Consider the following 17,416-nt stretch of genomic DNA (forward strand, 5'->3'; position numbering starts at 1 on the left):
TATAAAAGTATTTTTATTTGATTGATATAAATTATTTAAGGCAATATACGGGAACAAGATTTAATAAAAGCTTAAAATTTTTGCTCATACTTGATCATTATGAGACTGTACGAACTCTCGTTCTCAGAAGTGGAAGACTACTTCTATAAGCTTGCTGAGGTCAGAGATTCTCTTAAGGATCAGGGGTTACTAACAGAAATGCCAGAACTGAAATCTAACTTGAAGATTGCAGAAGGCACAACCATGGTGAAACATGCATTCCCTATATTTCAAAAGGGAGGAGTCGTCATGGATGTCACAAATGTAAAGCAGGCTGAAATAGCGGAAGAAGGAGGCGCAGTTTCCGTCATGGTTCTGGACAAACTCCCTTATGATGTAAGGAAGATGGGAGGGGTAGCTAGGATGGCCGATCCAAAGATAATAGAGGAAGTGATGTCTTCTATAACAATACCAGTTATGGCGAAAGTCAGAATAGGTCACTTTTACGAAGCTAAGGTATTGGAGGCTCTAGACGTGGACATGATAGACGAAAGCGAGGTATTGACTCCTGCAGACGAAACCCATCACATAAACAAGTGGCTCTTCAAAGTTCCATTTGTTAACGGAGCTAGGAGTTTAGCGGAGGCGTTGAGGAGAATATCTGAAGGAGCATCAATGATAAGGACTAAGGGAGAACCAGGCACAGGAAACGTGAGTGAAGCAGTAAGACATATGAAGCTCATAAACAGTGAGCTGAGGTCACTTGTGTCCATGTCCGAAGAAGATAGGAACATGAAGGCAAGGGAATATCAAGTTTCATACCAACTTTTAGAGTTAGTAGCTAAACTTGGTAGGCTTCCCATAGTGAACTTCGCAGCAGGAGGGATAGCAACTCCAGCAGACGCAGCGCTTATGATGTGGCTTGGATCTGACGGTTTGTTTGTAGGCTCAGGTATATTCAAGAGTGAAGACCCCGAAGTCAGAGCTAGGGCCATAGTCATGGCAGCCTCAGCATGGGAATACCCGGAAGTGGTATTGGAAGCTCAAAAAATGATAAGTGAGCAGAAGACCATGATGGGTATAGACATCAAGTCCTTACCCCCAGAACAGCTTTTGCAGGTGAGGGATACATGAGGATAGGAATAATAGCATATCAAGGTAGCTTTGAGGAGCATGCCCTCCAAACTAAGAGAGCTATGGGTACAGGAGACATAGTACCCGTAAAGACTTCAAAGGATATGAGACAACTTGACGGCATAATAATCCCTGGAGGAGAGAGCACCACGATAGGCATGTTAGCGTCTAAGCTGGGAATAATCGATGAACTTAGAGAACAAATATCCTCAGGCCTTCCGGTACTCGGAACTTGTGCTGGAGCTATATTTCTAGCTAAAGAAGCTTCAGACTCCAAGGTGAAGAAACAGCAGGATTTGCTTAAAGTAATGGATATTACGGTAGTTAGGAACTACTACGGCAGACAAAGGGAGAGCTTCGAGGCTGAGGTAGATCTCTCAGAGATAGGAGAAGAGAAAGCAAGAGTAGTCTTCATAAGGTCCCCTGCGATCACTAAGGTATGGGGAAACAGCAAGTCCCTATCTAAACTCAACGGTGTCACGATCATGGCACAGGAAGGAGGGATTCTAGCTACTACGTTCCATCCAGAACTTTCCAATACCTTGGCTGTACACAAGTACTTCCTTTCCTTAGTGAAAAAGTAAGTTTTTTTATTCAAATCGTCCTAATATTTCATCAAACGGGGAATCACGTTTTGAAAGATTTGATGCTAGACAAGAGTTCTCTCCTGAATGGCGTGTCGAGATACCTCGAAAAGAATGTGATATACGGAAACATCCTGATCCATAAATCTCTGGTCAGAGAGCTAGAGGAAGAGAGCCGAGACGGAATGGTGAGCGGAGACATAGCACTTGAGGAGATAAACAAAGTGAAGGAAATGTCCGAGAGGCTCCTCATAGGTTTCGACATAGTAGGAGATGGAACAAAGGAGTCTGACGTTGCATTAAGGGAATTTTGCCAATCTAAAGGCTGTACAGTGGTCACTTCCGACGACCTCCAGAGGAAAATGTGCGACTTAATGAAGGTTCAATGCATTCTTCTTCAACCACTTCCTGAAGATAGGATATCCATTGAAACTTACTTCGATGAAAACACTATGAGCGTTCACCTTAAAGAAGACTCCAAGCCTAAAGCTAAGAGGGGGAAACCAGGAGAATGGGAATTCGTGGAGCTTTCCAGCGACCCTCTCACGAAAGCGGACATGAAAAGGATTGTTTCAGATGTCGTAAATAGCGTTCGTTTCGTTAAAGGATCTTTTATAGAAATAGAAAGAAAGGGCTCTATGATTATTCAGTTGGGTAACTATAGGATAGTTGTAACTCGCCCACCTTTGAGCGATGGGTGGGAAATGACTATCACCAGACCCGTAGCCAGGAGGTCCATGGACGACTACTCCCTGGATCAGAGGCTTCTCGATAAGTTCCGCGACCACGCTGAAGGAATAGTGATAGCCGGGTCCCCTGGGATGGGAAAGACGACTTTCGCCCAAGCCTTGGCGGAGTACTACATGAGGCTCGGGAAGATAGTGAAGACCATAGAAAGCCCCAGGGACATGCACTTACCCCCTGACATAACTCAGTACTCGAAGAACTACGCTGAAATAGGTGAGCTTCACGACATACTTCTGTTGAGCAGACCAGACTACACAGTTTACGACGAAATGAGGAACGATGAGGACTTCAAACTCTATACTGACCTGAGGCTAGCTGGAATAGGAATGATAGGAGTAGTTCACGCTACTTCTCCTATAGACGCAATTCATAGGTTCGTTAGTAGGGTTGATCTCGGAACTATACCTAACATTTTAGATACTGTCGTATTCATTAGAAATGGGACAGTAGAGAAGGTTTATTCGTTAGAGATGATTGTTAAGGTTCCCTCTGGCTTGAGGGAAGCAGACCTAGCAAGACCAGTAGTGGAGATAAAGGATTTCCTGAGCGACAAGGCTGAATACGAAATGTATGTGTTTGGAGAACAAACAATGATAGTTCCAGTTAAATCCGCGTCAGGAAAGGGAGGAGACTCTATGGAGAGTAGACTTAACAGGATAGTGGAAAACATAATTCCCGACGCATCTGTAAAATATGAGGAAGGGGAATATGTTGTTAACATACCTAAAGAACAAATAGGAAAGTTCAACAGGAAATTGACATCCAGACTGAGAAAGCTGGAGAAGAAACACAATATTAAGATAAGGATAAGGCTATCAGAATGATCTATTAGATGTAAACAATAACTAAGTATATCTAAAAAGTGAAATTTATAAATTCAGACACTAATTCTGTATAAAATATAAATTATTAAAAACTCTTTTTCACACTTGAGGAAGATAAAAGGAAGAGGAATGACATTCCCTTGTAGTATTAAATGTTGTAGTACTAAATGTTGTAGGTATGAAAAACCTTAAACCAGTTTTTCTTCTAATGCCATCATCCATTATTTCCATCAGCAAAGAACGTATCTAGCGAAATTCCCAGCTTGTTATCTACGAACTTCAGGAGATCCTCAAAGGAGAGACCCTCCTTATCTACAGTAGGCTCATCTGCGACGTAGTTGCCTCCTTTAGTTGATCTAAGTTTCGAGAAGTCTAAGAACTTAAACGTGGATGGAGTCTTTATTCCCAGGAAAAGATAACCTCCACTTTTATCCGCAAATTCTTTAGCTCCTTCAGCCTGTTCCTTACTGACGTATATCTTGCCTTCTTTGGATCGGCTCTTTAATTCAATGAGGACAATAATCCCTTTCTTCATAGCTATTATATCAGGTATGGGATCCTTTCTCTTACTCCCGCTTGCTGGAGCTCTAGTTACTGCAAACCCCTTGTCTCTAAGTTTCTTGAAAAGAAATAGTTCTACCGAAGTCCCTTTCCTTTTTCTGGGGTTCACAACCTAAAAAGGTGTAATGTATATATTTATATATTGTTATTGATTATTTTTTAGGTTTTCCTCTCTCTATTAGATCTCTCAGCTCATTTGCTACCTTCTGTTCTAGGCTATTGTCTACCTCTTTTAGTCCATTCACTACTGTAGGCATTCCCCTGTTATACTCCTCAACCCATTCGGAAGCAAACTGGCCGTCCCTTACCCTTTCCGCGGCTTCTCTTATTCTCTTTCTCACATCCTCGTTTATCACTTTCTTCCCTACTGTCATTCCACCGTATTTAGCAGTGTCAGATACTGCCCTAAGCATTCCGCTGAGTCCCTTAGAGTGTATTATGTCGACTATCATTTTTACCTCATTTATTGTCTCGAAGTATGCGACCTCTGGTTGATATCCCATCTCAACGAGGGTTTCGAAAGACGCTCTCATTAGTTCCATTATTCCTCCCACTAGGATAGTCTGTTCTCCAACTAAGTCAGTTTCAGTTTCTTCTTTAAAGGAACTCTCCAGTGCTCCTGATCTAGTAGCGCCTATTCCCTTAGCAACTGCAAGTGCTTTCTCCATGGCTTTCCCCGAAACGTTCTGGTACGCTGCGACTAAAACTGGAACTCCTCCACCCGCAACATAGTAGTCCCTTACTGTGTCTCCAGGTCCCTTAGGGGCGACCATGTAAACGTCAGAATCTGCGGGAGGTTCAATCATTCTGAAGTGTATGTTGAACCCGTGGGCGAATACTAGGTCAGCTCCCTTCTTCATGTTAGGCTTCACTTTCTCTAGCCAGATCGTCCTTTGAATCATATCGGGAACTAGGAATATTATAACCTCTGCATTCCTGACAGCCTCGTCAGTCTTGACGGGGGTGAACCCGTCTTTTGTAGCTTTTTCCCATGACTTCCCTTGCCTTTCGAGCCCCACTGTTACGTCTAAGCCTGAATCCCTTAGGTTCAAGGCCCAAGCTCTTCCTTGGTTTCCGTAACCTAAGACTGCTATTTTCTTGCCTTTCAAAGCGTCTAGAGACGCATCTTTATCAGTGTAGATTTTTGCTATATTTATCACCCCAACTGTATCCGACTACTTTAGAAAAAACTGGTACATAAATTATGAGGTTCTCTCCATCGTTCCATTCCTCCTCACTTCCTCTCCTTATGGTACCGTCATGAGACGCTATGTAAGGCTCGACCTTGGCATCTTCTAGAACCTCAACTTTCTCTACCTCTACAGTTTTGCTTAAGTTAGCTACAGCTATCTCGAAGTTGTTGGTATAGGGAATTCCCATGTAAATTTCATAAAGACCTTCGTCATTTATTTTCTTGCCGTAGATCCAGTCTATGTCTACTAACAATTTCCTTAGGTTTGACGCTATCCTCTCTAAGTAACTAGCGTCGTGGTAATAGCCTAGGATTCTAACTACTTTTTCTTGGGTCAGTTACGATCACCTGCTTAAGTCTTCCTCCTGGTGGTAAGGTTGGTAATGCCAGCTCCTGTTTGTCTATAGGCACTCTTATTAGTGCTGGATGGTTTTCCTTTATTGCGCTCTTTATTGACTTCTCTATCTCCTCATAGGTCGTTGCGTTATATCCTAGAGCTCCGAATGACTCTGCGAACTTCACTAGATCTGGAGACGGGCCATAGTCTACACCTACTACACGTTTATTGAAGAATAAATCTTGTACTTGCCTCACTAGACCTAAGGATCTGTTGTCGAACACTATTGAAATGACTGGTATATGCTCGTCTACCGCAGTGGCGAAGTTCGTTCCTGTCATCATCATTGAACCGTCTCCGTCTAGGTCTACTACTACCTTGTCAGGTCTGGCTAATTTAGCCCCTATTGCGGCAGGTAAACCGAATCCCATAGTTCCCATTCCAGTGGAGCTTAGGAACGTCCTAGGCTCGAGCACTTCCCAGAACACTTCTGCCCACATTTGATGTTGCCCAACTCCAGTGGTAACTATTGCATCACGTGGTAGGCTCTGTCTTATAGTCTTCAATACCTTCCAAGGCCTTAGCTTAGTATTGTCGTCATTGAAGTAAAACTGTGAGTAGTACTCTTTCAGCTCTTTCACTCTCTTCATCCACGCTGAATGGTCGTTCTTCTTTCCCAACTTGAGTACCGCGTTATAGATTTCCCTCAGTAGGATTTTCGCATCTCCGTATAAGGACACATCCATCTTTATTGTTCTTTCAGAATCTGTTGGATCGATATTTATCATGATGAATTTCTTGCGAGTCTCTACCATTTCATCGTAGGAAGTGAAAGTCCTGTCGCTCAGTCTAGCTCCTATCACGAACATTAAATCAGATTCTAAGGCAGCCATTGAAGCTTCCGCTCTGCCGTAGTAGCCCATTGCACCTAAGTAGAGCGGATGGTCATGCGGTATGGCTGACTTTCCTGGTAAGGTTGAGACTATAGGTGCTATCAATGTCTCAGCTAAGTCCAATACTTCCTTCGTCGCGTTAGACCATACTACTCCTGTACCTGTCATTATTACCGGTCTTTCGGCGTTTATCAACATCTCAGCTGCTCTCTTGATCGAGATTGGATCTATAATTGTTCTGAAAGGTCTATATCCCTTGATTGTGGGCTTCTCAGGCCATTTGATCTCGTCTGACTTCTCGTAGAATATATCACGTGGTATGTCTACAACTACAGGTCCAGGTCTTCCAGTACTTGCAACATAGAAGGCATTCTTTATTGCTGCAGGAATTTCATCAAATTTTCTAACTTGATAGGCATACTTTACTACATCCTCGGTCGAACCTACAGCGTCTGCCTCCTGGAAGGACATTTTGCCTATGGTAGATCTAGGCACTTGCCCAGTTATCGCAACTACCGGAGAGCTATCCCAGTACGCAGTTATCAGTCCAGTCACTAGATTCGTGGCTCCTGGACCAGATGTAGCTGTACATACCCCCGGTATTCCAGAAGCCCTTGCATATCCGTCAGCTGCATGCGCTGCTGCTTGTTCATGTCTCATCAATACGTGCCTTAACTCGCCATTCATTAGGTCCTCAACGAAAGCATCGTAGAGTTGCATATTAGATAGGCCAGGTATTCCGAAAATGACCTTTGTTCCTTCTCTTTTTAAAGCATCTATAGTTAATCTAGCTCCTGTTGGCATTCCCTTTCACCTCTTTTATATAGTTCTTTTCCAATTGACCCCACGAAGGGGTTTCCTTTAGAAGGAGTTTTGAATTTAGTATCCGACTTGGAGGATACGGCCACCCATCATCCTTTTTCACTGGAAGTAAGTGAAGAGTAATCAGTTTTAAGCATTACTATATCTTCGGATTAAGATATATGATATTATTTTAAAAATCATTCAATCCTCTTGCTCTAAAATTTTAAACATGTCCATATGATCTTGAATATCGTGCCACATTTCCATGCATTGTATTCCAGGTAAGTAAAGCCATACGTTTCCGAAATGAATCCTTCTATCATCAACGAAGACGACTTCTTCTCTCCTTACGTTAAGACCTCTTCTCCTAAGTTCTATGAGGATATCACCTAACATTATGAACTTGTATGGAAAAGGTCTGGAAATGATTACGTCGAAGAAGTCTTGAAGCTCTAATGTTCTGAGAACTTGGGATGTCTTCTCAGGTAAGTTCCACGTAGCCATACCTGTTATGAAGCCTCTCCTTTTAAGCTCCTGAAGCGAAGATCTAACATGAGGGAACAACTTTAGTTTGTTTCCTGTAGAATCTTCTACTTCGTCAGTAGAAATTCTCTTCAGAGGTTCGACGAACTCAGAAATGTTATAGTGGTCCCAAAGTGTTTTATCAGCGTCGAAGACTACTACTTTAGCCATCAGGTCATTCTGGGGGAAGAGTATAATAAGTTATTTTTCCGTTATGATAGTCCTTAATTACCGTCTTAGCAGCAAGGTCTACGTCAGGTTCCTTGTCGCTCCTGTCTATCCATCCTCTATGTTTTGCTAAGTCTTGAAGGAACTGCATAGGGGAAATATAATTGACCTTGTATGTGGTTTCGAGTAGCGCTGGGGATATTTGAAATGCTTTCTCAAGAATCGAGACAGCAGGAGGAATAGGATTATCTAGGTTATCTGGATTAGTTCCTCTTATCGCTTTTTCAAACGGATTTCCGTGTGGGGGAATCACTCCAGGAGTATCAATTGCATATATCTTAGAGTCTATCTTAACTAACTGTATTCCCTTGGTGAAACCAGTTGACATGGGTTGTGTGGAAACAGAGGCAGCTTTCTTCCCCTTGAGTACGTTGATGATAGACGACTTACCGGTCTTTGGATACCCAACGAAGGCGACCTTTCCTTCCCCTTTTAGGGATTCCTTTATTGTATCCCTGAGTATCCTAGTTCCCTGTCTCATCCTTGTGGAGACGTATATGGTGGGAAAGTCCTTCGAGAGGTAGTCCTTCCATCTGTCTGCTACCTCTCTCGGAATGAGGTCTATCTTATTAAGTACGAGTATCACTTGTTTCCCGTTCTTTATGGCATATCCTTCTATCTCCCTAGATCTAGTTAAGTCGGGTTCCCTAGAATCAAGGACCTCAACTATGGCATCTACTCTCCTTATTGAAGCGAGGACTTTGCTCAACATTCATTTTATTTTGTCTATTCCAGACTTTAATATATGCCGAAAGGAGACTTACCACTATTTGACAAGGGCTGTTTTAACGGTTCGATCGAAGTTCAATCTTTTACTAAAGGGATCAGTTTAAGGGATTCAAACAGGAGCGTGTCTTATACGTTTGAGCTTGAAAAAGAACCCTTAAAGCTTTACATGATAGCTTCAGCTGAGAGGAGCTTCACGGTGATGCCGAAGCTTCGAATATGGCTCAATGACTTTTCTCTAAGCAAGGAATTCAAACCAAACGTTGAGATAACCGACGGCAATAGTGTTTTCTCCACGATAATTTACGATATTTCACCTTTTGGGAAGAAGGGTAGGAATGAGCTGAACTTTGTAAGATCCTCTAACGATTCCATGAACATAATTAACGTTACTGTTGTCTCCTTCTACAAAGACGACGATCTGAAAACGGACTACAAGCTTAACGCAGGGACAGTCATGCTAGGAAACAGGGAGACTATGGAGCTGGAGAATATAGGTAAGGGGATTTTGGTTTTAGGAGGAAAGAAAGGTTCAGCTAAGGTGTTCACGGCTAAGGACGTCCTCACCTCAAGTTACTTTATGGAGTCTGACGAGCTTGAGATAACCACGGAGGGCAAATTGAAGGTAGCTAATGAGGAAGGTAACTCTACGCTGGTGTTCTTTTATGGCACTTTTTCAGTTGCTTCGCCTGAAATTAGGATAAGCCCTCAAGTGACCCACAAGGACGGTTCCATTTTTTTGAGCGTTAGAAACGAAAGTGATGTCCAATTAGACAAAATGGTCATGAATCTAACTGTAAATGGCGTTACTAAATTCTTCAAGGTTTACTCGTCGGTGAAACCAAACGAGGAGTTGAGGGAGAAAGTGGACAAGGCGGGGGAGAAGTTACTCAATGTAAATTTGAGGGTAGTAGGAGTAAAATCTGGAATGAGAATTGTAATAGATAAGCCTCTGGAATAGGGATACTACCAAATAGAAACGCAAGTATCCCAGTGAGCATAGATATCTTTAGATATCCTCTGGCTTTAGAGGCAGAGCTTATAGAAGGTTTTTGCATGATAGAGATTATCACTGATGGAATGAAAGCCAGGACAAGTATAGCGAGATAAATGAAGTTGAACCCGAAGAAAATTGGTAAAGGTGAGATAACAAGGACTAATACAAGAAAGGTCTTACTTATCGTCCATGCTTTTTCGACCCCTGAAGTTACAGCTAGTGTCCTAACGTTATTGGCCTTGTCTCCTTCGTAGTCTTCTATCCCTTTTACAAACTCCCTTACAAGTGTGAGGAAGAAAGAGTAGAACGAGGGGAGGACGACTCTAATAAACCACTCTCCTTCCATGAAGGCCGCTCCACCGTAGAATATTGAAAGTCCGTTAGTTAACGCGACGGTCAAGTTTCCGGGTACTCCTGTCTTCTTTAGGTCCTTCGCGTAGAAATACAGCATTATAGAGGTAAATAATGCCAAAGCCAAAGGCAGAGGGCCTAACATTATGGAAAATGCGTCTCCCAACACGAACATGCCCAGTGCAAGGACCATAGCAGTCCTTTCACTTATTTTACCTGAAGGTAGAGGCCTATCAGGCTTGTTTATCCTATCTATTTCTATATCGAAGTAGTCATTTATAACGTAGCCTCCTGCGGCAACTAGACCAACTACGGCCATGGAAACGACGACCTTGAAAGGGTCTATGTTCCAAAAAGATGACACCAGATACCCCATGAGATCTCCTAACATAGCTCCTATGACGTTGTGTATCCTCACAAGTCTAAGTAATGCCTTAAGATCCACGAAAACGTTAAATCACGCAGACCTTAAAAGTTTGTTATGTTGACAGAGAAGGAAATTGAGGTTGCTAAGAAATACTTTTCTACCTATATTTCCGTTGGAGAAATAATTGCTGTAAAGGAACTCAGAACCCAAGGCATCAGGAACCCAGAAGAGGTCATCTCGAAACTCATTCAGGAAGGTTTCATAGAGAAAGGGGAAGGCTGTTATAACCTAGTGAGGAATAGAGGGAAGAAGTGAATGAAAGTCGAACTCTTCGTATGCTCTTATTGTCCTCCCGTTGAAGAACCTTAAACTGAGGAGGGCTAACTTCCATGTCTTCTCGAGGACGGAAGTTAGCCTGAACTGTTTTTCTATTTCTCCCGAGAGTTTCTTATATTCAGTTTCATATTCTTCTCTATCTCCTTCTATTATATAACGTACCAGAGGGTCAGCTAGCATAGAAATTCCGAATATGCCCCCTCCCGTAAATGTTTTAATGTTCCCAGTCACATCTCCTAAAGATTTTCCGCTCAACTTTTTGGGTTTAGGTCTTGGAATAGCGCCTCCGTGTATTTCGGTTACCCTTCCATCAACCTTAGGGAGAAACGCTCTAGGATCTCCATATGAGATAGCTCCTACTAGAGACCCGTAAGGTAATGGTACTATCCATGAGAAGCCTGCGGTGTTCCTCTCATCTAGGTAAACCCTTATGTCTTCGCCTAAATCTTTGTCAACTAGTAATTCTATTGCCTTGATCCACTTCGCACTACCTTTCCAACCAGAGCAATCTACCACCTCACCTTCATAGGACTGCCCGTCTGCATTAACTCCTCTTTGTGTTATTGTAGCGTTTCTCCTCTCTATTTTCAGGTTCCTTGAAACTTCACTCTCAAATTTAGCTCTATTGAACCTGACAACGTTAGTAGAAATGAAAACTTCATTCTTCTTATAATTTATAATGATGTTTTTGAATTCTCTATCTATGAATTCATTGCTAACTCCAAGTTTGGAGAAAGTTGACTGGCTTATTACTCCAGTACACTTTTTACCAGAGAATCTTCTTCTATCAAAAACTATTGTGGAAAAACCTTGATTTTGAAGCTTGGATGCAAGTAGGACTCCTGCTATTCCTCCTCCTATTATTAAAACTCCGATGATCTATCAGCCTCTTTTATCTCATATCTCTCACTTTTTAGTTCTTCCGCAATATAATAGAAGGCTTTCTTCGGATCTGTGTGAGCTCCACATGAATAAACATCCACTGTAGCGAACTTGTATTCAGGCCAAGTATGGATTGTGATGTGGCTTTCCAGTATTATCGCAACTACGCTTACTCCCTCTCCTATCTTCCATGATTTTATGTCTAACAGAGTCATATTGCCCTCTTTTGATGCTTGTCTTACGATCTCCTGTAGTTTTTGAGTATCCTTTAAAACGTCTTCATCGCATTCGTAAAGGCTCCCATATACTTGCTTCCCTACCACCTTAGGAACATATTTTACCTCTGCCCCCATCATATTCTCTCACCCCCCGATGCTATCTTATAGCGTACCCCCCTTCCTATTTAAAGTTAATTGATGATTTTCTTTTTTAACGTGACATTTCAGATAATGTTTGCTTAAAAGATGTCGCTTGTTTAAAGGTAATAACTTAATGATCTTTTTACTTAAGAGCTAGTAATCTATCTACTTTGATATTAATCCTGTATAATATATAATCTACTTTATTTCTATAAATACAGTTAAAATCTTATCTTACTAGGCGTGAGCCTACAGTTGTGGAAAACTTTTAACGTAGACAGCGAAATATATTATCATCTGATGTGAGTTGGCTATAAAACGACTTGTTCTGGATGTTCTGAAACCCATTAAAGGGATATCAATCGTTGAATTGGCAGAAAAGATAGTTGAACATCGTGGTATAGATGGAGTAAACATAAGCGTAACTGACATGGACGTAGAGACCATGGGTCTCATGATAGTGGTTGAGGGTGAAAACATAGATTTCGATAACGTAAAGAACACCCTTGAAGAGGAAGGCTGTGCAATTCACAGTATAGATGAAGTTGTAAGCGGATCGAAAATGGTTGAGGGCAGGAGAGGAAGGGATGAAATGTGAAGTGTGTGGTAAGGAAGAGGCAGTTATATTTCAGGCGCACACTGGCAGGTCTCTATGTAAAGAATGCTTCTTTAACGATATAAAAAAGAGAGTCGCCGAGGAAGCTAAGAAACAAGGCATAACCGAAGCAAGGAAAGTATTGCTGGCAGTTTCAGGAGGCAAAGACAGCCTAGTGTTGGTGGACACTCTCTCCTCCCTTATTTCGCCGTCTAAGATAGTCGCGTTCAATATAGTCGAGGGTATCTCTGGTTACAACAGAAAGGAACAAGCGGATAAATTAGCAAGCTATATGAAAGGTCTGGGCGTTGAACTGATATCCACCTCGTTCAAGAAGGACGTAGGGTTTACACTAGACGAGATGGTGAACTCTTCCAACGCTAAAGGACTGAATGTTTCCCCTTGTACTTTCTGTGGAGGTTTCAGGAGGAAGCTCATAAACAATGCCGGTAAGCTTGCAGGCGCAGACCTCGTGGCAACTGGACATAACCTTGACGATGAGGTACAGACAATCATGATAAACCTAATAAGAGGAGACCTAACCAGGCTGGTGAGGATAGGAGATAGCCCAATGAAGGTGAGCGAAAATTTCGTTACTAGGGTTAAGCCATTGAGGAAAATATATGAGTGGGAGACGACTATGTACGCCTATTTGAAAGGTTACTCCTTCCAGGAGGTGGAGTGTCCTCACATAATTACTAGGCCAACGCTGAGGGCCAAGGTGAGAGAGCTCATGTATTCCCTTGAGGAGCAAAGACCGGGCACTCTACTCAACATCATAGATGAGTTCGATAAAGTGTCCGAGAGTATTAGGTCTTCCTCAAAGTTTGAGGAACTACCTAGATGCGAAATATGCGGAGACCCCACAAGTTATGGTAGGAAAATTTGCAAGAACTGTGAACTCTTAATACGATCTGGGTTACTCCCCCAATATCAGAAGTACCTTCCAATGTCGTGAATCCTCTCTTGCACGTTATCTCTCTTGTTAGATGCTGTAGCCATTGAGAAAAGCATTGATGAAGCCCTGTTGAGGTAGACTATTATCCACTTGTTGAAAGGTTCTAGCTCCTTTGAGTACTTGACTGCATTCCTCTCAACTCTCCTGCAGACAGCCCTAGCCACGTGAATTGAAGCCCCACTTTCACTTCCTCCGGGTATAACGAAGAGCCTTACCGGTCCGGTTTCCTTTCTATACTCTATTGTCCTTTCCTCTATCCATTTCACGAAGTCTTGGTTTACTTTATTTGACCCTGTTGACGCGTCCTCACCTATTATGAAGATCTCATCCTGCATTCTGCCTATATCGTTCCTCATGTCGTCCCATTTAGTCCTTAAGTAAGCCAACCCCAAGAAAGAGTTAAGCTCGTCTAGATCTCCCAAGAAGTTAACTAAAGGAGAGTCTTTCCCTACTCTCTTTCTTATTACGTCTGTCTCTCCCGAGTCTCCCTTTTTAGTGAACATTATATGAATAGGAAATATAATGTTTATAATTTATTTGCATTACTTCACTATGGTGACGAGTAATCTCATCAAGCGAGTTTATAAGCTTCCTGAATTCGATAGCTCCTAAATGGCAGGAGGAGTGGGATAAGCAACGAGTTTACCAAGGTAACCCTGATCCGTCTAAACCTAAGTTCTACTCTACTGCTGCGTTTCCCTATCCCAATAGCCCTATGCATATAGGTCACGGAAGATCCTACGTCACTGCTGACGTGTATTCGCGTTTCAAGAGGATGGCCGGTTACAACGTGCTATTTCCCATGGCTTTTCACTTCACCGGTACGCCGATCATAGCCATGGCAGATGACGTTGCGAAGGGTGATAAGGAGCTAATCTCCATATTTAAGGAAATATACGAAATCCCAGACAGCGTAATACCGAAGCTTTCGGAACCTCTGTTTATGGCTACATACTTTAAGGAAGACATAAAGAAGGCAATGAAGGAACTCGGGCTAGGCATCGATTGGAGAAGAGAATTCACTACCATTGATCCAGAATTCTCTACTTTCGTGTTATGGCAATTCCAAAAATTGCATGATAAAGGGTATATCGTAAGGGATACTCATCCCGTCGGTTGGTGTCCAGTTCATAACATCCCCGTGGGCATGCATGATACGAAAGGAGACATGGAGCCGGAAATAGGGGAGTATGTTCTGATATACTTTAACTCAGGCGACTTAGTCCTCCCGGCCGCCACATTGAGACCCGAAACTGTTTTCGGTGTTGTAGCAATCTGGATAAACCCTAACGAGAAGTATAAGGTAATTGAGGCATACGGGAAGAAAATGTTGGTGTCAGAAAGGGCTGCGCTGAAATTCTCCTTCCAAACCGATAACGTGAAAGAGATAGACGAGATCAAGGGCTCAGAACTGAAAGGAAGAGAAGCTGTGAACCCTGTGACTGGTTCAAAGGTTCCCATACTCGGAGCTGACTTCGTTGATCCTATGATGGGGACAGGAGTGGTCATGAGCGTTCCAGCGCATGCACCCTTTGACTACTTCTACGTCAAAAAAGTAAAACCAGATTTAAAGATTATTCCAGTTGTTAAATTAGATGGATACTCGGAAATACCAGCAAGTGACCTGGTTGAGAAGAACAACCCGTCTGGGAAAGAGGACCTACAGAAGCTTACTGAACAGTTATACAGGCAGGAATACAACAAAGGAAAGGTCAGGGATGACGTCCTCAATCTAGCTAAAGCAGAATACGTCGAGAGCCTAAAGCCCATAGTAGGGATGAGTGTACCCGAAGCGAGGAAGCTAGTGACGGACTTCATAATATCTTCAGGTCTTGGTAGAAAAATATACGAGATAATGAACAGACCGGTCTACTGTAGGTGCGGAAATGAGGTTGTAGTGAAGATATTAAAGGATCAATGGTTCCTAGACTACGGAAACGAGGAGTGGAAGTCCTTAGCCAGGAAACTTCTCTATTCAATGAGGGTAATTCCAGAAGAGGCGAGAAAAGAGTTCGAGTATGCTTTAGGCTGGCTAGAGAAGAGGGCATGCGCAAGGACGCGTGGATTGGGGACTCCTTTACCTTGGGACAAGAAGTGGATAATCGAGAGTCTGAGCGATTCTACCATTTACATGGCGTTCTATACCGTAGCTCACAAAATAAGGGAGTATAAGATCCTTCCGTCTCAGATGAAGACCGAATTCTGGGACTATGTGATGCTAGGGATAGGAGACTTGGACGAAATATCATCCATCACCGGGATAAATAAGGACGTAATAGAGGAACTAAGGAAGGAGTTCAACTATTGGTATCCACTAGATTTCAGGCACAGTGGAAGAGACTTGGTTCCGAACCACTTGAGCTTCTTCATATTCAATCATGCAGGGATATTTCCAGAGGAGAAGTGGCCCAGGGGCGTTGCTGTGAACGGTCTTTTACTCTATGAAGGGAAGAAGATGAGTAAGAGCCTTAGAAACATAGTCCCGCTTAGAAAGAGCATAAGAATGTACAGCGCCGACCTAGTTAGGGCTGTTCTCTCTGCAACGGCAGATATGGGAAGCGACGTCAACTTCTCTGAAAGCCTAGTGAAGAGCATAGGTGACTCTTACAGATATTTCCTCCAACTGGCGGAACAGTTGAGCTCTTTCACATCAGATCAGCACGGATTTCCAGAGAGGTGGATCTCATCCGTGTTCAACTCCATGGAAAGAGACGTGACTAAGTACATGGAGGAGATGAATTTCAGAGACGCGTTCAATGAGGCGGTCTTCGTGTTGAATTCACAACTTCAGGAGTACTTCGAATTAGTTAAGAGCGAAGGAAGGTCTCCAAACGGCGAGCTTATGAGGCACATCGTCTCTGACTGGGTGAAAATCATAGCTCCCTTCTCGCCCCACTTCGCCGAGGAGATGTGGCATAAGCTGGGAAACAAATCTCTAGTTGTAACCGAACCCTGGGTGAAACCAGATCTCAAATTAATTGACGAGGTAGCTGAAATGGAACATGAATATCTGGAGAGGCTAGTCTACGACGTGAAATCCATTCTCTCTATCTATAAGGGGAAGCCTAACAAGGCAACTATACTGGTCTCGAACGAAGGTCAGTTCAGGATGTTGAGGGAAGCGATTATGTCTATAGAGAGAGGAGAAGGAATGAAAGGCTTCATGGGCAGTGTTAAGCCATCCAAGGCTGAGATGAAGTATGCCCAAAAGGTTTTCAACTACGCTATGACCATGGATGAGAAGTTGAAGAAGTTCATCAAGCTTCAATTCAATGAGATCGATATAGCTAAGGAGATATCTCCTTACCTAAAGGCTAAGCTGGGAATAGAAGTGGAGATAAGGTCTTACGATAAGGAAGACTTGGAGAAGTTCAAGAAGGAACCTTTACCCATGAAGCCTGCCATTATTATCGATTGAGACTCGGTTCCCCTCTATCCTGATCATGCCCATTTTCTTCATCCTAAAAAGGACCTGTCTAATCTCGTCCCTACTTGTCTTAGCTCTGGGCGACAGCACGTCACAGATTTCTTTTATAGTGGAAGTGCCGAACTCGCCTAAAAAAGATAGGACTTCATTCTCGATGGAGCTAAGCTCTGCGTCAACTATATTTCCGTTTAAAATCCTGAATCTAAATCCTTCTTCGCTAGAAGCGAAATACAAGTTCTGTCCTATTTTATCCACGCTGATCTCCGTCACATTCTTGAATTTCAACCTTCTATCGAAAGTGGTGAGTATGAAAAATCTGTTAGGGACTAAAGCCTTGTCCTCAATCTCGTAAGCTAGGACTGTAGAGGTTTCGTCGCACTGGATGGGGAATTCTAGGTCTACGTTTTTGCTCAAATTATCCCCGTTGACGATGCAAACTTTTTCACCTTTATCGTGAAGTGCTTTTCCCACGTTCACAACGACTGCGGTGTTAACTAGCTTATAGTACGAATATATCACGCTAGCCCTTTGTCCCAGGATGAAGTCTATGAACTTCATGTATAAAATAAATGAGGGAAAAAGACAAAAATCATTCTACCTGTCTTGGGTTTCT

General features: G+C 42.7%; 19 protein-coding genes and 1 pseudogene. 8 read left to right on the forward strand and 12 right to left on the reverse strand.

Annotated elements, in window-relative coordinates; translation table 11 throughout:
* The first annotated feature begins 99 nt into the window (after positions 1–99).
* From pdxS to IC007_RS05715, 3 genes are all read left to right on the forward strand, one after another.
* Positions 100–1,113: a pyridoxal 5'-phosphate synthase lyase subunit PdxS gene (gene pdxS, locus IC007_RS05705; protein WP_054845642.1), complete on the forward strand. Its 1,014-nt coding sequence runs from the start codon at positions 100–102 to the stop codon at positions 1,111–1,113.
* On the forward strand, positions 1,110–1,697 hold the full coding sequence (pdxT, locus tag IC007_RS05710) for a pyridoxal 5'-phosphate synthase glutaminase subunit PdxT (RefSeq protein WP_054845643.1): 588 nt from the start codon (positions 1,110–1,112) through the stop codon (positions 1,695–1,697). Before pdxS ends, pdxT begins: the two co-directional genes overlap by 4 nt.
* Positions 1,698–1,759: 62 nt before the next feature.
* Entirely contained in the window at positions 1,760–3,268 is a 1,509-nt protein-coding gene (locus IC007_RS05715) for a holliday junction branch migration ATPase PINA (protein ID WP_054845644.1), read from the forward strand.
* Positions 3,269–3,482: 214 nt separating this feature from the next.
* Here IC007_RS05715 and hjc read toward each other — a convergent pair whose 3' ends face one another.
* The 6 genes from hjc to IC007_RS05745 all read right to left on the reverse strand — a co-directional run bounded on the left by hjc (position 3,483) and on the right by IC007_RS05745 (position 8,517).
* A complete protein-coding gene (gene hjc / locus IC007_RS05720; protein WP_054845645.1) occupies positions 3,483–3,938 on the reverse strand; it encodes a Holliday junction resolvase Hjc in 456 nt (151 codons plus the stop codon).
* Between the two features lie 43 nt (positions 3,939–3,981).
* Positions 3,982–4,980 (reverse strand): ketol-acid reductoisomerase, encoded by a 999-nt coding sequence (gene ilvC / locus IC007_RS05725; RefSeq protein WP_370685232.1) that lies wholly within the window; start codon positions 4,978–4,980, stop codon positions 3,982–3,984.
* Entirely contained in the window at positions 4,961–5,359 is a 399-nt protein-coding gene (locus IC007_RS05730) for a hypothetical protein (RefSeq protein WP_054845647.1), read from the reverse strand. Before IC007_RS05730 ends, ilvC begins: the two co-directional genes overlap by 20 nt.
* Positions 5,337–7,055: an acetolactate synthase large subunit gene (locus IC007_RS05735; protein ID WP_149528484.1), complete on the reverse strand. Its 1,719-nt coding sequence runs from the start codon at positions 7,053–7,055 to the stop codon at positions 5,337–5,339. Before IC007_RS05735 ends, IC007_RS05730 begins: the two co-directional genes overlap by 23 nt.
* Positions 7,056–7,256: 201 nt before the next feature.
* Complete coding sequence (locus IC007_RS05740; RefSeq protein WP_054845648.1) at positions 7,257–7,748, reverse strand: magnesium-dependent phosphatase-1; 492 nt, start codon at positions 7,746–7,748, stop codon at positions 7,257–7,259.
* Between the two features lie 4 nt (positions 7,749–7,752).
* Positions 7,753–8,517 (reverse strand): GTPase, encoded by a 765-nt coding sequence (locus IC007_RS05745; protein ID WP_054845649.1) that lies wholly within the window; start codon positions 8,515–8,517, stop codon positions 7,753–7,755.
* Positions 8,518–8,550: 33 nt separating this feature from the next.
* On the opposite strand from IC007_RS05745, the gene IC007_RS05750 reads away from it, so the two are divergent.
* Complete coding sequence (locus IC007_RS05750) at positions 8,551–9,492, forward strand: hypothetical protein (protein ID WP_149528485.1); 942 nt, start codon at positions 8,551–8,553, stop codon at positions 9,490–9,492.
* Here IC007_RS05750 and IC007_RS05755 read toward each other — a convergent pair.
* Complete coding sequence (locus tag IC007_RS05755; RefSeq protein ID WP_173569913.1) at positions 9,422–10,324, reverse strand: UbiA family prenyltransferase; 903 nt, start codon at positions 10,322–10,324, stop codon at positions 9,422–9,424. The genes IC007_RS05750 and IC007_RS05755 overlap by 71 nt on opposite strands.
* A gap of 36 nt (positions 10,325–10,360) precedes the next feature.
* Here IC007_RS05755 and IC007_RS05760 point away from each other — a divergent pair, with 36 nt between their 5' ends.
* The gene (locus tag IC007_RS05760) at positions 10,361–10,561 is read left to right on the forward strand and encodes a PolB1-binding protein PBP2 family protein (protein WP_054845652.1); all 201 of its coding nucleotides are present in this window, start codon (positions 10,361–10,363) and stop codon (positions 10,559–10,561) included.
* Here the strand turns inward: IC007_RS05760 and IC007_RS13825 are convergent.
* The 3 genes and pseudogenes from IC007_RS13825 to speD form a co-directional block, all read right to left on the reverse strand.
* Positions 10,535–11,098, reverse strand: a complete 564-nt coding sequence (locus IC007_RS13825; RefSeq protein ID WP_232049029.1) for an NAD(P)/FAD-dependent oxidoreductase — start codon at positions 11,096–11,098, stop codon at positions 10,535–10,537. The genes IC007_RS05760 and IC007_RS13825 overlap by 27 nt on opposite strands.
* A gap of 255 nt (positions 11,099–11,353) precedes the next feature.
* Positions 11,354–11,461, reverse strand: a pseudogene (locus tag IC007_RS14075) (NAD(P)-binding protein); the annotation flags it as partial.
* Positions 11,446–11,820 (reverse strand): adenosylmethionine decarboxylase, encoded by a 375-nt coding sequence (gene speD / locus IC007_RS05770; RefSeq protein ID WP_054845654.1) that lies wholly within the window; start codon positions 11,818–11,820, stop codon positions 11,446–11,448. The pseudogene IC007_RS14075 and the gene speD, both read right to left, overlap by 16 nt.
* A gap of 310 nt (positions 11,821–12,130) precedes the next feature.
* On the opposite strand from speD, the gene IC007_RS05775 reads away from it, so the two are divergent.
* Complete coding sequence (locus IC007_RS05775) at positions 12,131–12,421, forward strand: DUF211 domain-containing protein (RefSeq protein WP_054845655.1); 291 nt, start codon at positions 12,131–12,133, stop codon at positions 12,419–12,421.
* Positions 12,411–13,376 carry a TIGR00269 family protein gene (locus tag IC007_RS05780; protein WP_149528487.1) on the forward strand — a complete coding sequence of 322 codons (966 nt, stop codon included), beginning with the start codon at positions 12,411–12,413 and terminating at the stop codon, positions 13,374–13,376. The genes IC007_RS05775 and IC007_RS05780 overlap by 11 nt, the downstream gene beginning before the upstream one ends.
* Here IC007_RS05780 and IC007_RS05785 read toward each other — a convergent pair.
* Positions 13,352–13,879 (reverse strand): cob(I)yrinic acid a,c-diamide adenosyltransferase, encoded by a 528-nt coding sequence (locus IC007_RS05785; protein WP_054845656.1) that lies wholly within the window; start codon positions 13,877–13,879, stop codon positions 13,352–13,354. The two genes, IC007_RS05780 and IC007_RS05785, sit on opposite strands and share 25 nt — an antisense overlap.
* Before the next feature lie 89 nt (positions 13,880–13,968).
* Between IC007_RS05785 and leuS the strand changes: the two genes are divergently transcribed.
* Entirely contained in the window at positions 13,969–16,794 is a 2,826-nt protein-coding gene (gene leuS / locus IC007_RS05790) for a leucine--tRNA ligase (RefSeq protein ID WP_149528488.1), read from the forward strand.
* On the opposite strand, the gene IC007_RS05795 is transcribed toward leuS, so the two are convergent.
* A complete protein-coding gene (locus IC007_RS05795; protein WP_054845657.1) occupies positions 16,762–17,361 on the reverse strand; it encodes a hypothetical protein in 600 nt (199 codons plus the stop codon). The two genes, leuS and IC007_RS05795, sit on opposite strands and share 33 nt — an antisense overlap.
* Between the last annotated feature and the right edge of the window lie 55 nt (positions 17,362–17,416).

This window comes from Sulfuracidifex tepidarius (assembly GCF_008326425.1).
Taxonomy (GTDB): Archaea; Thermoproteota; Thermoprotei_A; order Sulfolobales; family Sulfolobaceae; genus Sulfuracidifex; species Sulfuracidifex tepidarius.

Excerpts from the sequence above, each read along its gene's own strand:
- pdxS (WP_054845642.1), top strand. The coding sequence starts at position 100 with ATGAGACTGTACGAACTCTCGTTCTCAGAAGTGGAAGACTACTTCTAT.
- IC007_RS05750 (WP_149528485.1), top strand. The coding sequence starts at position 8,551 with ATGCCGAAAGGAGACTTACCACTATTTGACAAGGGCTGTTTTAACGGT.
- IC007_RS05785 (WP_054845656.1), bottom strand. The coding sequence starts at position 13,879 with ATGTTCACTAAAAAGGGAGACTCGGGAGAGACAGACGTAATAAGAAAG.
- IC007_RS05735 (WP_149528484.1), bottom strand. The coding sequence starts at position 7,055 with ATGCCAACAGGAGCTAGATTAACTATAGATGCTTTAAAAAGAGAAGGA.
- IC007_RS05745 (WP_054845649.1), bottom strand. The coding sequence starts at position 8,517 with ATGTTGAGCAAAGTCCTCGCTTCAATAAGGAGAGTAGATGCCATAGTT.
- IC007_RS05795 (WP_054845657.1), bottom strand. The coding sequence starts at position 17,361 with ATGAAGTTCATAGACTTCATCCTGGGACAAAGGGCTAGCGTGATATAT.
- pdxT (WP_054845643.1), top strand. The coding sequence starts at position 1,110 with ATGAGGATAGGAATAATAGCATATCAAGGTAGCTTTGAGGAGCATGCC.
- IC007_RS05715 (WP_054845644.1), top strand. The coding sequence starts at position 1,760 with ATGCTAGACAAGAGTTCTCTCCTGAATGGCGTGTCGAGATACCTCGAA.
- speD (WP_054845654.1), bottom strand. The coding sequence starts at position 11,820 with ATGATGGGGGCAGAGGTAAAATATGTTCCTAAGGTGGTAGGGAAGCAA.
- IC007_RS05780 (WP_149528487.1), top strand. The coding sequence starts at position 12,411 with ATGAAATGTGAAGTGTGTGGTAAGGAAGAGGCAGTTATATTTCAGGCG.
- IC007_RS05740 (WP_054845648.1), bottom strand. The coding sequence starts at position 7,748 with ATGGCTAAAGTAGTAGTCTTCGACGCTGATAAAACACTTTGGGACCAC.
- IC007_RS05760 (WP_054845652.1), top strand. The coding sequence starts at position 10,361 with ATGTTGACAGAGAAGGAAATTGAGGTTGCTAAGAAATACTTTTCTACC.